This window comes from Spirochaetae bacterium HGW-Spirochaetae-1, assembly GCA_002839375.1.
In the GTDB taxonomy this organism is placed as follows: domain Bacteria; phylum Spirochaetota; class UBA4802; order UBA4802; family UBA5550; genus PGXY01.
This window is the reverse complement of sequence record PGXY01000012.1, coordinates 61,109-74,419: the sequence shown is the minus strand read 5'-3', so window position 1 is coordinate 74,419 and position 13,311 is coordinate 61,109. Positions and strand designations below refer to the sequence as shown.

Annotated in this window: 13 protein-coding genes; 5 read left to right on the top strand and 8 right to left on the bottom strand. The window is 47.7% G+C overall.

The genetic code is table 11. The features are described 5' to 3' along the window. Positions 1-40: 40 nt before the first annotated feature. From CVV44_22825 to CVV44_22800, 6 genes are all read right to left on the bottom strand, one after another. A complete protein-coding gene (locus CVV44_22825; protein PKL35213.1) occupies positions 41-850 on the bottom strand; it encodes a short-chain dehydrogenase in 810 nt (269 codons plus the stop codon). A gap of 339 nt (positions 851-1,189) precedes the next feature. Further along, the gene (locus CVV44_22820) at positions 1,190-2,155 is read right to left on the bottom strand and encodes a biotin--[acetyl-CoA-carboxylase] ligase (protein ID PKL35212.1); all 966 of its coding nucleotides are present in this window, start codon (positions 2,153-2,155) and stop codon (positions 1,190-1,192) included. Between the two features lie 228 nt (positions 2,156-2,383). After that, positions 2,384-3,001 carry a hypothetical protein gene (locus CVV44_22815; GenBank protein PKL35211.1) on the bottom strand — a complete coding sequence of 206 codons (618 nt, stop codon included), beginning with the start codon at positions 2,999-3,001 and terminating at the stop codon, positions 2,384-2,386. A 25-nt stretch (positions 3,002-3,026) separates the two neighbouring features. Further along, a complete protein-coding gene (locus CVV44_22810; protein ID PKL35210.1) occupies positions 3,027-3,836 on the bottom strand; it encodes a short chain dehydrogenase in 810 nt (269 codons plus the stop codon). 273 nt (positions 3,837-4,109) lie between these two features. After that, a complete protein-coding gene (locus CVV44_22805) occupies positions 4,110-5,846 on the bottom strand; it encodes an acetolactate synthase (protein PKL35209.1) in 1,737 nt (578 codons plus the stop codon). Continuing rightward, a complete protein-coding gene (locus tag CVV44_22800) occupies positions 5,815-6,651 on the bottom strand; it encodes an NAD(P)-dependent oxidoreductase (GenBank protein ID PKL35208.1) in 837 nt (278 codons plus the stop codon). The genes CVV44_22805 and CVV44_22800 overlap by 32 nt, the downstream gene beginning before the upstream one ends. 121 nt (positions 6,652-6,772) lie before the next feature. On the opposite strand from CVV44_22800, the gene CVV44_22795 reads away from it, so the two are divergent. The 3 genes from CVV44_22795 to CVV44_22785 all read left to right on the top strand — a co-directional run bounded on the left by CVV44_22795 (position 6,773) and on the right by CVV44_22785 (position 7,734). Continuing rightward, entirely contained in the window at positions 6,773-7,006 is a 234-nt protein-coding gene (locus tag CVV44_22795; GenBank protein ID PKL35207.1) for a hypothetical protein, read from the top strand. 229 nt (positions 7,007-7,235) lie between these two features. Next, a complete protein-coding gene (locus tag CVV44_22790; GenBank protein ID PKL35206.1) occupies positions 7,236-7,481 on the top strand; it encodes a hypothetical protein in 246 nt (81 codons plus the stop codon). Then, on the top strand, positions 7,459-7,734 hold the full coding sequence (locus CVV44_22785; protein ID PKL35205.1) for a hypothetical protein: 276 nt from the start codon (positions 7,459-7,461) through the stop codon (positions 7,732-7,734). Before CVV44_22790 ends, CVV44_22785 begins: the two co-directional genes overlap by 23 nt. Before the next feature lie 199 nt (positions 7,735-7,933). On the opposite strand, the gene CVV44_22780 is transcribed toward CVV44_22785, so the two are convergent. Continuing rightward, positions 7,934-9,139 (bottom strand): hypothetical protein, encoded by a 1,206-nt coding sequence (locus CVV44_22780; GenBank protein PKL35204.1) that lies wholly within the window; start codon positions 9,137-9,139, stop codon positions 7,934-7,936. Between the two features lie 28 nt (positions 9,140-9,167). Next, on the bottom strand, positions 9,168-10,109 hold the full coding sequence (locus CVV44_22775) for a hypothetical protein (GenBank protein ID PKL35203.1): 942 nt from the start codon (positions 10,107-10,109) through the stop codon (positions 9,168-9,170). Between the two features lie 448 nt (positions 10,110-10,557). Between CVV44_22775 and CVV44_22770 the strand changes: the two genes are divergently transcribed. Further along, on the top strand, positions 10,558-11,631 hold the full coding sequence (locus tag CVV44_22770; GenBank protein PKL35202.1) for a hypothetical protein: 1,074 nt from the start codon (positions 10,558-10,560) through the stop codon (positions 11,629-11,631). A gap of 408 nt (positions 11,632-12,039) precedes the next feature. Beyond that, positions 12,040-13,119 (top strand): hypothetical protein, encoded by a 1,080-nt coding sequence (locus CVV44_22765; protein ID PKL35201.1) that lies wholly within the window; start codon positions 12,040-12,042, stop codon positions 13,117-13,119. Positions 13,120-13,311 lie beyond the last annotated feature (192 nt).

Genomic DNA, 13,311 nt, shown 5'->3' with positions numbered 1-13,311 from the left:
AAATTAATTGAATCCACTAAACAAGAGTCATCCTCTAATATCAGTTAATCTTTCCGCATGCCAGCCTGGATAAACGGTTCACCAGACTGCGGGGAAGAATGCTGTTCAGCATTCTGTGAAGAAGGTGGTGCTTCAATCCGGGTATGTAGACCCCTTTGCCTTTGACAAAGGCTTTAAAGCCTTTTCGGGCCACCTCATCAGGTCGGGCCATTCCGGCTATTTTGAACCACCGCAGTTTGTCAGGAAACCCGCTGCCGTGGAGCAGCGGTGTTTCTGTATAGGGTGGATTCAGCGTACAAACCTTTACCCCGGTGCCTCTCAGCTCTTCAGATACCGCCTCGCTCAGGCTCTGAACAAAGGCTTTGGACGCGCCGTAGACCGCCTGATAAACCGCAGGCTGGAAGGCTGATACTGAAACAACATTCAGAATACGCCCTTTTGCCGCAATTATATCAGGCAGGGCCAGGTGCATAAGCTTCATATATGCAAGGACATTCAGCTTTAAAATCATTTCCTGTTTAGTCAGTGTGAGATTTTCAAAGGCCCCGTAAGCCATTATACCCGCATTGTTTACGAGGATATCGATCCCTGCCCCGCTTTTCTTAACAGATGAAAAGAATTGCTCTGGGCCGTTTTCCGATGTCAGGTCAACGGAAAAAATCCCGGGGGTAGAGCCGTATTCTTTCGCTATACGATCAGCCAGCCCGGCAAGAGATTCAACTTCTGAAGGATGAGATCCCAGGTAGAGACGGGCGCCCGCTTCAGCAAAGCATAAAGCCAGCTCCCGGCCTATGCCCGATGAGGCCCCTGTAATAATAGTATTTTTCTCTTTGACACTGAAAATCGCCATGACGGTCTCCCCTTCGTTTTCATATCAGCCATCTTCCACCGGACTTACAATCCGATGAGTCTTTCGGATATCCCCAAGGTCAAAGCACATGTTTACTGCTTGAACACTATACATGTACAATTTAACCTTTTTGCATATCATTCCGACTGTACGGATTTTTATCCGACCAATTAGATTTTGTAAAGAAGTATTTTCATTTAATAGGGGGGTCTGAGTACTTTTTTCCTGCTCTCATACATTTTTATAAGATACGGTGAAAGGTCAGAGCATCGTTATGCAGGGAACTATCAGAAATGATAAACGGTTTTGAAGCGGATACAATACCCTTGCCGATGAAATTTACCGGTTACGCAGTGAAACATCTCCACTGATTATTTTTTTAATTACTCCGCTATCGGTTTCAACCAAAAGGGACCCATCTTCATCAATATCCACTGCTGTTCCGCTGATCTCCCAGGTGTCATCAAATACCCTTACTTTAGAGCCGATAGTGTTGTTCAGTTGTTTCCATTGAGTTAAGATCGGGGAAAATCCATTAACAATGAATTCTTTGTAAATATCTTCAAATTGTGACAGCAGACATCGTATGAATTCCATACGGGAAACCTCACTGCCCGACTGTTCCCTGAGAGATGTGGCGGTGTTCCTTATTAATTCAGGCAGGTTTTGCATGCCGGTATTTACGTTTATGCCGATTCCAAGAATAATGTAGTTAACTCTGTCTGCTTCGCAATTCATCTCTGTCAGGATTCCCGCAACCTTGCGGGTTCCAATCATAATATCATTAGGCCATTTAATTTTTGACTGTATGCCCGTGACCTGTTCAATTGTTTTTGTCAGGGCCACACCGGCTGCCATGGGCACCTGGGCAATATTAATCGGATTTATATCAGGCCTCAAAACTAAAGATATATATATGCCGCCTCCTGAGGGTGATATCCAGTTTCGTCCCCTTCTACCTCTGCCCGCCAGCTGTTTTTCAGCAATTACCGTGGTTCCCTCTATTGCTCCTTCGCGGGCCAGTTTTTCAGCCATGTCCTGTGTGGAGGTAACTTCGCGTAAGTATACAAGTTTTCCGCCAATGATACCGGTATTCAAACCGGCAGTAATTTCTTCGGGAACGATCTGGTCGGCAGAGTGTGCGAAGGGATATCCTGAGGGCGGCGTTGAATCAATGAGGCGGCAATCCTGCGGAGTTCCCTCATATGTTTCCATACCGCACTGCGCGATATCAGGTTGACTGGCTTTTTCCTCAACGGAAACGGTTTTTTCATGACGCGGAATTTTTAAAATGATTTTACCCACAAAAACCCATTATAACTGACAAGGACTCTCTTTACAGAAATCAGTGTAAGACAAAATTTCTTGTGTGTCAACAGTATTTTGCCGCAAGATGCAGCGTGCAGCGCCAACAACCGCACATTTCCCGCTTCAATTTTTAAAGATGCTTTGTTTTACAGGATTAACTTTATTACAATTAATTTCCTCTCCACGTCCCCCCTTCGAGAGTCAGGAGGCGAATAAAAATCTGAATTATGTAATGCTTTTAATGAAGCGATTGACATTTTCCCTGTAGAGGGTCCTGTAATCAACAGAATGAAGGATGGTTTCACGCAGCTTTCTGAACTGGAGATATCCATGAATAATACTCCAGAACATGATGGAAACATGTCGCGGACTCTCCACGGTTATTTCCCCCTTTTCGCAGCCAGAAATTATGACATCGTCAAGAATTGACAGAATTTTGTTACCATGTGCGTCGATCTGACGCTTCAGGTTCTGAGGAAAAAGCCTTTCCGGCGAGGTGAGAAAATAATTCAGTATATCGAAGTAATCTTTATACTTTTCGCTGAATTCATAATAGGCTTCGGAGATGTTTTTTAGCCTCACAGCGCATGTATCTTCCGTGGAAGCCCTGTCCTGGATCAGGATATACAATATTTCCAGTCCCTCTTCCTGGAGCGCTGCATATATCTCTTCTTTGCTCTTGAAATAGAAGTAAATGAGTCCGACACTCAGTTCAGCCATCTTCGCGATTTTATTGACAGTTGTACCATTCAGGCCTTTGTCAAAGAGCAGATGCCGTGCGGCGTTCAATATTTGCCGTCGCCGATCTTCCTTTTCACGCTCCCGGCGTTCCTTCGATCCCATACTTCATGCTTATCCGATTCCGGTCTCAGCGCTCAAGCTCTTTTTTAAAATTTTTAATGATGATTTTTTCATACAGTGAAGGGAAAAGCCGGTTCAACAGATATCCCGCCTTCCCAGACAGGGTAAGCACCACAATAGGCTTTCTTTTCATTACGGCACGGTACAGCTTCTCCGCCACATGTTCCGGGCTGTCCTGCTTCCCCATCGTTGACTGGGCATGCCGCGTAATGCTGCCGTCGGCATCCAGGGCCCGCGACTGAAGGTTCGTCCGGGTGAAGCCGGGACAGAGCATGAGGATATTCACACCCAGGTGGGATACTTCGGTGCGGAGGCTCTCAAAGAGACCGTGGAGGGCGTGCTTGCTGGCGCTATAGCCCGTTCTTCCCAGGAGAGGACCCAGTCCCGCTATGCTCGAGGTCACCACGATAGTCCCCTTTCGCTCAATGATGCTTTCAATGGCCGCCTTGGTACAGTTGAGTGAGCCGAAAAAGTTCACCTCCATGACCTTCCGGTATACCGATATCTCCGTATCCCTGAAAGAGCTTCGCTGCGTAATCCCGGCATTATTAACGAGGATATCGATGCCGCCTGTCTCATGAATAATTTTCCGCATCGCCTCCTGGCAGGCCTTCTCATCGGTGACGTCGCAGGATATGGCCATAGCCGGAATTCCCGCGTCTTCAAGCTCACGCTTCATCGTCCCGGCATTATCTCCGTCCATATCAATAATGACGATGCGTGCTCCCTCTTTGCCGAACTTCCGTCCGATGGCTGCGCCGATACCGCTGGCGCCTCCCGTTATCACCGCTGTTTTTCCTGTAATTTTTGCTTTCATTCAATATTTCCAATAAATATCTATATAAAAGTCAGTTATGTTCCCCTGCCGCACCCCGGCGTACACAGGTAATGTGCGGCATGGATTCTTTGTCGCCGCCCCTGGAAGGGGCTGTATATCTGCCATTCCAGGGGAGACGGTTTTAACCCCTTATAGGGGTGGCGACTGTTGATCGATGCCCATCAAACGGTATATTCGCCGGGGTCCCGTAATAACGACTGCCAATCTATCAAAGTCAACTATTGATTCGCCGGGGGAAACCCCTTTTTATTTTCAGGCCTTATAGCCTCCCAGGTTCGCCAGGGCGATACTGCCGGGACTGACCGTGGTGGTGTCGGTCATGACATTGATACATGCCGTCTTCCCCGATGCGAAGGCTTTTTCCAGGGCCGGCCTGATATCCGCCGGTTTTTCCACGTAGAGGCCCAGGCCGCCCAGGGCCTCCACCATGCCGTGATAATTGACCTTGCCGATGAAGGTTCCGTTGGGAATCGCATGTCCCATGCGGATCTCCTGGCTGTGTCTGATCATTCCCCAGCCCTGGTCATTGCTTATCACCGCCACAACAGGAAGTCCCTTTCTGACAGACGTCTCGAATTCCATGAAGTTGAACCCGATAGCCCCGTCTCCCGACATGAGGAGAACTCTCTTCTCCGGATACAGGAGTTTTGCAGCATTGGCATAGGGAAGTCCCACGGCCAGGCTGCCGTACAGTCCGTAATCGAGATAATGTCCCCCTTTACGCATGGTCCTGGTCATGCCGCACCATGTGGCCGTGTCACCGCCGTCGGCAATGACGATATCGTCCTGGCCGTTCATGAATGAATTGATTTCCCAGGCCAGCCGAAGGGGATGAATGGGAACAGTATCGCTCTTCCAGTTCAGCATGGCAAGCTTTTTACCTTCAGCATCCTTCGCGGTCAGTTCCTTCACCCAGGGCTTGAATCTTTCCGCCATGGAAGTTTTCTTTTTCCCCGCGAGACGCAGGCACTCCTCGAGGAGCGACCTGATATCGCTGACAATGGGCACGTCGATGGACCGGTTCCTGCCGATCTCCTCGGGCAGAATATCAACCTGCACCATACGCGCATTCCGGTTATAAATTCCTCCGAATATGTTAAAAAGACTCAGGCGGGTCCCGAGAATTATTACCAGGTCCGCGTTCAGGCTGGCATGCATTGCCGATCCCGGTCGTATGGCCAGGGATGATTCAAAACAAAGTTTATGCGTATCGGGAACTACACCGCGGCCCATGGCAAAGGTATAGAGAGGCGCGCCGGTCTTTTCAATAAAATCTTTCAGAACCGTTTCACTGCGGGAATACCAGACACCGCTGCCGCCAATTATCATGGGCCTCTCTGATTTGGCCAGAAGATCGATAATCTTTTTTGCCCCTGCCAGGTCCACGGGTCGTGATTCCATGACCGTCATGGGCCTTACGGCCTTTTCCGCATCGATTTTGGCGTTGAGCACATCAACGGGAAGTTCCAGGTACACGGGCCCGGGCCTTCCGCTTTCGGCAATGCGATAGGCCATGTCGATATATTCGGGAATGCGTTCGGTTTTATGACAGACAAGGGCCTTCTTCACCATGGGCTCGATCACCGGGGCCTGGCGCATATCCTGGAGGTCCAGTTTTTCCCTGGTTTCCAGGCCGACACACCCGGCGATGAGAACAATCGGAGCGTTGGAGAGACTGGCGCTGGCTATCCCCGTCAGTGCGTTGGTGAATCCCGGGCCCGCCGTTACCATGACCGTGGCCGCCTTCCGTGTCATGCGGGCCGTGGCCTCAGCCATAAAAACGGCGGCCTGTTCGTGGCGCGTATCGAATAGTTCCACGCTTGTATTTTCCAGGTGCTGATAAATGGGTGTTATGTGGCCGCCGCTGAGCGTGAATATCTTCTCCACTTTTCTTGCCACAAGGGCCTCAGCCGCAAGCTGTCCTCCCGTAATTTCGTTCATGATATTCCTCCGGTTTTTACAATTCCATGAGCTGCCCGCCGCAGACATTGATGGTCTGCCCGGTCATGTAAGATGAATCATTTGAAGCCAGAAAGGCGACGACACTGCCCACTTCTTCTATGGTGCCCAATCGTCCCTGGGGTATGGTCTTAATCATTTCCTTCTCCCGTGCCTCCACGGTTGAATTCAGCAGTTTCGCCTCAAGGCCGAACCGCCATTTCTCCAGGTCCGTGTCGATTTGCCCGGGACATACGGCATTGACCCGTATGTTCATGCCAGCCAGTTCCCTGGCCATGACCCTGGTGAGCATATTGATGCCGGCCTTTGCCACGGCATAGGCGCCGTTCAGGAGAGGCGCCACTTTGGCTGCCCTCGACGATGTATTGACGATACTGCCCGGACTTCCCGTCATAAGGGGCAGCACTGCCCTGGTTATCCGGAAAGCGCCGTGAAGGTTTACGTCGATGGTTTTGAGCCACAGCTCCTCATCATAGGTATGAAAGGCGGCCGGAACTCCAAAGGAAGCTCCCGCGTTATTGCAGAGAATATCGATGTGCTGAAAATCTTTCTTTATCGACGCGATCATGGCAGCTATTTTCCCGTTGTCGGTTACATCCACATCGACGGCAAGAGCCCTTACTGAATATGTTTCACGCAGAAATGCGCAAATATCTTCCATTTCCCGCCGCGCACCAGCCCCCTTTTCAGGATCCCCCGGGGTCAGAGCCCCCAGGTCAGCGATGACAATGTGGGCTCCCCGGCCGGCCAGGCTTTTGGCAATACCAAAGCCGATACCGGTTTTTTTACCGGCCCCGGTTACGAGAGCAGTTTTCCCTGCCATATCATCTTTCATGGATAATCCTCCCAATCGATCATGATTATCTTGACAAATCCTATTATATGTTTTATATTTGAATAGTATTCAACTATTGTTATATTGTCAATGATAAATTAAATACGATAACGCGAAACCCATGACCAGCAAGCGTTCATATGAACTGATCTACGGATACCGGCACTGTTTTAAGGAAAATGTGTATTCGGCGGGATATGTGCGCACCAGAAAGGAAGCGCAGGAATGGGCGGACCAGGGAAACCGGGGAATCATTTCCGTCCCCCGCCCCTCTGATGAAGAAAGTATATCCTGTCCGGCCCTGAGCTGCCCCCTGAAGGGACAGAGCCCCTGGTTCAGTTACCGCAGGTTATAAAAAAATATGGCTCATTCCATATTATTATGATTTTACCTCAATACCTGAAATCAGGTAAAAATTAAGGAATCCAATCACGCAAGCATAGAGGTCCGCTCCTCACACTTTTCAGGCAGGAGCCCTGAAAGAGGGCTTTGCCGACTAACTATCTTGAATTATCGTTGACAATAACATACATTATACATATATTATATGCATGAATAAATTTTCGAAGCACAGTCTCGACTGCATGGAGGAGCGCATAATTTCCAGGGAATCGATCGTGGCAATCCTCAACAAAGAAACAGATGTTATTGTTTACCCAAGCACCAGAGATGAAGATTTGGATCTCTATTTCGGAAAGGATGGCGTAAAATACCTTCTTGTAGTCTACAATCGAGAAACTTGCACAATCGTAACGGCGAGAAATATGAGGAAAAATGAAAAAGAAATTTATAACGAGGTAATTCACCATGAAAAAGAAAAAGCAAATTGATGCGTCGTATTATGATAAAACTGATTTATCCGACATGATGTTACAGGCAGACAAGAAGAAGAAAGTTTATAAAGCCGAAACAAAAAGAATTACTATAAACATAACCCACGAGGTCTATGAAGACGCACATGACCTTGACCGATTCATGGGGATGGGATATCAAAATGTGTTAAAAACAGCAATGATGATGGGACTTAAAGACCTGCATGATATAGTTTCCAGGGAAAAGAAAAAGAAAAAAGAACAGGCTTGAAATAAAAAGTGCTATTGCAACATCCACATCATGAAATCCAGCATCATATCATCAATAACCACGTTCGAGGAATGTATTCGTCTGGAAAGGCGCCAAGACGCAAAGAGTTACGCTGGAAATAATGTACGTTTATCATTTCCTGGTTTAAAGGTTAACGGCGAGATTCAAATAAAAAACATTAATGCATCCCGGCAAACCGCTAATTGATCCAGATCAGATACCGCAGTTTGTCCTCCAGGGAATCCTGGCCAAGGTCAATTTCATTTTTCATTTTCATAAGCCGCAGGGGCAGCAGTGAGGCCTTTTTATCATAGGCATAGAACTTTCCCCAGATGCCTTCGAAAAATCCGTCGAGGTAGCCGATGGACATGAATGCCATGGTTTTGGTCACTTCAATATCAATATCTTTGGGATTACTCAACATTCCTCCCAGATCAAAGTACCCCTTGGGATGCCACTCCGTTGATATCTGGAAAAAACTCATGAGGTCCGATGCCTTCAGGCACTCCTTCCCGGTGACGATGAGCCTCAGGTCCGATAAAATATTTTCCCAGGCCTCGTAGTGTACTTCCGTAACGGGAAGCGGCAGGGCCGTTCTCTTTTGGCGAGGATTGGGAATCCATTCATTGTCATCATCACTCTCAGCAAGATAGGCTTTTCGCGCGGCGCCGGAAAAGGCCAGTCCCTGGAGAATGGAGTCCCGGGCATCTCGCACTTTTTTCGTTTTTATCCGTATTGAAATTTTACCCGTATCATCCACGCTCTGCAGGGTTGTCTTTATATCATTCCAGTCAAAGGCCATGGCGCCCTGCACTACGGCGCGGTGAAAATGGATATAGGCCATGGCCCACAGCACATCACCGTGATCAAAATGGACTTCAGGCCTGCGGCGCGGATCTCCTTCCGGGATGTCTCCTCCCTGTCCGTCGTTTTCCACTTCGAGAAAGGCCCGGTCCTCATCGGCAAAAACGCCGTCCTGGTTCCAGTCGAAATGCCACAGCGCCGGTGTCAGGGCTATCTTCATATCCTTGTGCTTTGAAGCGGTCTCCAGGTCGGCCATTATATCTTCCAGGCGCTTGTCCGTTTCCTGTAATTTATCCTGGATCAATTTTATATTGAAGTCATCATCCTGTTCAAATTCACTGAAGTTGGTATTGAAAAACCGGTACAGGTCCATGCTCATGCTGATATATCTTTCGATGGCGCGCAGGAGAGCCGCGTAGGGATTGCCCCTGTCCCGTGAAAGAATGCCCCCTGTCTCGCGTTCAACACCCTGGAGGTCGCCGCGGTTGAGAAGTTCCAGAACGCCCGTCACCTTTTCTTTTCGTTCCTGCATGGGGACCGTACTGCAGGAAAGTGTTGTGATTACAAGCAATGACACGAGAATAAATACAAATTTTTTCATGCGATACCCCTGTATAGGTAATTATTGATTATGATTCCGCTGCCGCGGTATTAAAGCGGCTGAAAAATTTCCAGAAATTAACAAGAAGGGACGCCGATACAATGCACCAGATGGTGAATATGGCGGCAGGGATAGCGACTTCAGCGGAAAAATGCTGAAGGGCCAACACCACACCCAGTCCGGCGTTCTGCATGCCTATCTCGATGGAAAGGGTTTTTGTCCTTCTGAAATCATATCGCGCCGCTTTGCCGGCAAGGAAACCCAGCACCATTCCTGTCAGGTTATGAAAAACCACGGCCCCGAATATGAGGGCTGTCGCCTGCCCCAGGTTGTTCCGGTTGGCGGCCACGACATAGGAAGTGATCACAACGATAGCCAGGACGGAAATCGTGGCTGGACCATCGTGAAGCTTCATGATAAAGGCGGGGGACATCCTCCGTATGGCGAACCCCGCCAGGAGCGGAATAACCACGGTGTATATGATGGTCATGAACATGCTTATAAAAGGAATGGGGATATATTTTCCCGCCAGGACCAGTGTTATAAGCGGCGTCAGAACCGGGGCCAGTATCGTTGCCACGGCCGTGAGTGAAACCGAATAGGCCACGTCGCCGTCGGAGAGGTAGGATATTACATTGCTGGTCATGGCCCCGGGCGCCGCGCCGGTGAGTATGAGGCCCACGGTGATTTCATCGGAAAGGTTGAACAGCCACGACGTCACCAGGGCCAGGAGCGGCATGATGGTGAACTGGCACAGGTTCCCGTACAGTATCTGCCACGGCGACCGGATTATGTTCCGGTAATCCTCTTCGGTAATGACCAGGCCGATGCCGAACATGGTGATGGCAAAAAAAACATTTATGTACGATTTCACCGAAAGAAACAGGAAGGGGAAATTATAGGCGATGACGGCGAAGATAATGACCCAGAGGGAAAGTTTCGTGTTGATAAATTTGAGAACTTTGTCCATCTGTACCTTTCCTCTCTGACTGAAGCGTCACTTTTTTTGATGCCGGTTTACTGAAACAGGGAATAGTAGCGGCAGGTGAAACTCTATGTCAACATGTTTTACTGAAAAAGATATAACTGGGAGAGTGGCCCCCGGCAAATATATCTGCTCCCTACCTTCAATTCATAGCTGCCACCCCCATAGGGGGTTTTTGAATCGTTAATATCATTATAAATCTTCTTCCTGGGTTCGGAATCCACTTAATTCTTCAGAGTAGAACTCTGGAAGTATTAAAAATATTTTAAACCCCTCCCAGGGGTGGCGACAATAGATTTGTATATGTTTTGATTTTCTACGCCGGGGTCCTCTTCGCGTCCTTCGCGTTCTTCCTGTGAATCTGTCTTTTATTTTGATAAATTTCTTATACTCGGATTGACACAAAGCCATTGATAATGCTACAGTGCCCGGCATGAATAAACGCTTCGCATATATCGACGCCCTGCGCGGCCTGGCCGTGATACTCATGGTACAGCAGCACCTGCTGACCTGGCTCTGGCAAAAGAAGTGGCTGTCCTACGCCATGACCTTCCCGGAACATCCCGTCATGGTATGCCTGAACTTTGCGGGAAATTTCGCCGCGCCGGTTTTTCTCCTGCTCTCGGGGATGGGTTCGGCGCTCTTCCTGGCCCGGGAGGGGAACAGGGGTCAGAGCCTGGTCAAACGGGGGCTCTTTGTCCTGGGCTGCGGATATATCCTGAATCTTCTTACGCCTCACTGGTTTGTTCCCTGGTCCTGGTACGTGCTCCATACCATGGGCCTGTGCCTCATGATCGCGCCCGTTCTGAACCGCATGAAAACCGTGTATCTGTTGATTCTCGCAGTTTTCGTTGTCATTTCCGCCGCGCTCCTTCAGACCATGCTGGGAACGCCCCTCCTCCTGAACAACAGTCACATGAACAATGCGGGGATGACGGGCGGCCTCCTGCGCCTCGTCTTTGCCGAGGGACATTTTCCTGTTTTCCCCTGGGCCGCTTTCTTTATGGCGGGCATAGTTTCGAAGCGCTGGATAGAAAAAAAGACGATAGTGAACCTGTTCATGGCCGCCGCCGGATGTATTACCGCGGGCATCACGCTCATGGCCCTGTACAGGCACGGCTATGCCTTTGCAACCTACGGCACATTTTTCAGAATATTCGCCTGGCTGCCCTATTTTTATCCGGCACTGCCGGCTCTCACGTTCATGCTGCTGGGGATCGCCCTGTTTCTGTTGATATTCTTCTATGTTTTGAGGGATCTTCTGCGGGGAAAAATAGCCGGGGCTCTGACCCTCACGGGCAGGTCTTCACTTACCTGGTTCATGGTACATATTGTTCTTTTTAATGAAGCCCTGAGGATGATAGGACTGCACAGAACATTTTCTGCCGGAACCACATTAATGATAACAGGCACATTCATATTCATCATGATGTATTTATCTTCACTGTGGGGCAGGATTGAATTCAAATATGGTTTCGAGTGGCTGATGCGAAGATTGATACGATAATATTCATATCGTTATTGACATAACAGCAGTTATTCTATTAATGACTCTATTATGGCTTTAATTTATTCAGAGGTAATTATGAAATATTCTATCAGGCTCTTTATTTTCTTTCTTTCGATGATATTCCTGTACTGCGGCGGCACCGGTGGTAATAGTCCGTCCGATGCTTTTAATTATAAGTGGTTTCCCCGACACACAGAGGATCAATATATCGAAGGCTCAACTGAATGGTCTGGATGGATTCGTACTTTTATGGTAGCTGGAAACGATAAAGGACAATCCGTAATAATAAATACGATCGACAGCTCATTGAACATACAATGTTATGAGCATGGACTGACAACCGGTCCGGTTGTCAGTTTAAGTATGACATCTCAATATTCAGGCATGTGCCTCCAGACTGTCGACATGGACAACAATGGGAACATTTATATATCCACATTTCAATATTATACATCAGGTTCTACAACGTACCGCTATCTTCGTATATTTTCCATGCAGTTTGGGGATAGCAGCCTGGAACTTCTTTATACTATCACCGGAAATCAGGCGGCAGGGAGTTCAACTCACACATCCTACATAGACAATGATATCTACGCATTTGTCGCCAGCTCCGGTACAGACGGTCCTGTTGCAGTAATAAAACAGCCCGGAAAGCCTGTTATAACTCAAAACATTTTATCGGGAAGCACCATGGCTGGAGGATTCCAGGTTGTCAGGGTGGGCAGCATTATTAACATATTTTTTGCCTCCCGCAACCAGATTCTTAACGCTGACTATAATATGTCAGCTAATTCATGGAATGTACCGGTTATTGACAGCGACTATATTTTCATGTGGTCCGGTACGGCATATACATATTCTATGTATACAAGTCTTGCGGCTGTAAAACTTAAAAATGGACAGATTCATATCTTCTTTAATTCAGTCCCTACAAATACAACTGATCAAAATCAATACATATTTCACCTGTATTATAATGGCAGCGACTGGATCGGACCTGCTGATTTCAATGATACATTCAGTACTTCTTTAGTCCAGTTCAATGCCTATGGCCATACATATATCCGGGCAGTGTCATTGAATAATAAAATTGCAGTCTCATACGACCAATATATCAACTACTATGATGGAACCAAATGGACCGGAGAGCATTCTATAACGCTCATCGACCATAATTACAATCTTTTTATGACATACCCATTCTTTGACTATGGGACAGGCAGCCCCATGGCCGTACGGATGACGGGTTACAGCTCTCTTTTTTATGTATCTTATTTCGATGGAATATGGAATGAACCGCAGTCAACGGATGATGCCGACTTTATCCTGAGCCCCCTTACCACATCGGTATATAATGGTCAGCTCTGGTTTTCAGCATACCAGTCAAAAAATGGGAAAATTTACACGTTACATCTCGACTATAAAGATTCCACTGACACAAAGTATTATACGGCGGCTTTCTCCGATCAGGAAGAATTGCCATGACAAAGTGTAGACTCCCGGTAAAAGTATACCTGCAGCAATACTAATTTGCATATATTTATTTATGCAATAGTCACTCCACAAAAGAAAAAAATTACACTTTTCTTCTTTTGTGGAGTTAGTATATTTAAACAGGACAAAGCGTTTTATACTTTACAAATGTAACGATGCCATATCACACATATCATATATTGT

Bases quoted from the DNA above. Each gene is read 5' to 3' on its own strand.
- CVV44_22815 (PKL35211.1), bottom strand. From the start codon at position 3,001: ATGGGATCGAAGGAACGCCGGGAGCGTGAAAAGGAAGATCGGCGACGG.
- CVV44_22800 (PKL35208.1), bottom strand. From the start codon at position 6,651: ATGAAAGATGATATGGCAGGGAAAACTGCTCTCGTAACCGGGGCCGGT.
- CVV44_22805 (PKL35209.1), bottom strand. From the start codon at position 5,846: ATGTCTGCGGCGGGCAGCTCATGGAATTGTAAAAACCGGAGGAATATC.
- CVV44_22825 (PKL35213.1), bottom strand. From the start codon at position 850: ATGGCGATTTTCAGTGTCAAAGAGAAAAATACTATTATTACAGGGGCC.
- CVV44_22780 (PKL35204.1), bottom strand. From the start codon at position 9,139: ATGAAAAAATTTGTATTTATTCTCGTGTCATTGCTTGTAATCACAACA.
- CVV44_22790 (PKL35206.1), top strand. From the start codon at position 7,236: ATGGAGGAGCGCATAATTTCCAGGGAATCGATCGTGGCAATCCTCAAC.
- CVV44_22785 (PKL35205.1), top strand. From the start codon at position 7,459: ATGAAAAAGAAAAAGCAAATTGATGCGTCGTATTATGATAAAACTGAT.
- CVV44_22795 (PKL35207.1), top strand. From the start codon at position 6,773: ATGACCAGCAAGCGTTCATATGAACTGATCTACGGATACCGGCACTGT.
- CVV44_22770 (PKL35202.1), top strand. From the start codon at position 10,558: ATGAATAAACGCTTCGCATATATCGACGCCCTGCGCGGCCTGGCCGTG.
- CVV44_22765 (PKL35201.1), top strand. From the start codon at position 12,040: ATGGACAACAATGGGAACATTTATATATCCACATTTCAATATTATACA.
- CVV44_22775 (PKL35203.1), bottom strand. From the start codon at position 10,109: ATGGACAAAGTTCTCAAATTTATCAACACGAAACTTTCCCTCTGGGTC.
- CVV44_22810 (PKL35210.1), bottom strand. From the start codon at position 3,836: ATGAAAGCAAAAATTACAGGAAAAACAGCGGTGATAACGGGAGGCGCC.